2 protein-coding genes are annotated in these 743 nt (G+C 75.8%); one reads left to right on the top strand and one right to left on the bottom strand.

Translation table 11 applies throughout. From position 1 onward, the window contains the following. Window positions 1-182: hypothetical protein (locus PV721_RS43660; protein WP_319734468.1), on the top strand; the 182-nt coding region annotated here is incomplete at its 5' end. Window positions 183-263: 81 nt separating this feature from the next. Here PV721_RS43660 and PV721_RS43655 read toward each other — a convergent pair. Further along, window positions 264-692: a heme-binding protein gene (locus PV721_RS43655; protein ID WP_319734466.1), complete on the bottom strand. Its 429-nt coding sequence runs from the start codon at window positions 690-692 to the stop codon at window positions 264-266. Window positions 693-743 lie beyond the last annotated feature (51 nt).

The raw sequence follows: 743 nt of genomic DNA, 5'->3' as shown, positions 1-743 counted from the left end.
GCGTCGGGGCGGGGGTCGGGTCGGGCGGTGTCGGGGCTGCCTCGGCCTGGCCGGCCGCCCTCGTGGAGGAGCCGGGTGCGGCGGGTGCGCGCGCCTCGTCCGAGGCGGCCGTACAGCTCGGGACGGCGAGGGTCACCAGCGCGGCGGCCGTTGCCGTCGCGATGGCGTGGACCCTCCTGTGAAGCCTCGGTTTCCGCATCATGCACCTGTGTCCCCCGTACCCAACCTGGCACGGGGGAGACGGGTGCGCGACCCGGGGGGGCTCAGACCAGGGCGTCGAGCGCCGCGGCGGCGAAGGCGTGGTCCTGCTCGGGGGCTCCGCCGCCGACGCCAATGGCGCCCACGAGCCGGCCGTCGCGGTGGACGGGCAGCCCGCCTGCGATGAACAGCAGGGGACGGTCCAGGGCCGTGGGCAGCGTGTGGAAGGGGCCTCCGGGGCGGACCGCGTCGACGAGGTCGGCGGTGGGCGCGTTCAGCTGGAGGGCCGTGTAGGCCTTGCGGGTGCTGGTCTCGCCGGAGATCAGTACGGCCCGGTCGTCGCGGCGGAAGGCGAGCAGGTGGCCGCCGGCGTCGAGGACGGTGACGCTGACCGTGGCTCCGGCCGCTTCCGCGGCGGACGTGGCGGCGCCGACGAGCAGCTCGGCGTCCTCGGTGGTCAGGGCGGCGACGGCGGTGCGGGTGGAGGTGGACATGCTGGTTCTCCTTGCGGGGGATGGCGTACGGGGAAGGGGGTGGATCAGTGG

Origin of the sequence: Streptomyces sp. MB09-01 (assembly GCF_033794505.1) — a bacterium.
Taxonomy (GTDB): domain Bacteria; phylum Actinomycetota; class Actinomycetes; order Streptomycetales; family Streptomycetaceae; genus Streptomyces.
This window is presented reverse-complemented; position numbering and strand designations above follow the sequence as displayed.

What these genes read in the sequence shown, in the direction of transcription:
- PV721_RS43655 (WP_319734466.1), bottom strand. Translation starts at nt 692, where the DNA reads ATGTCCACCTCCACCCGCACCGCCGTCGCCGCCCTGACCACCGAGGAC.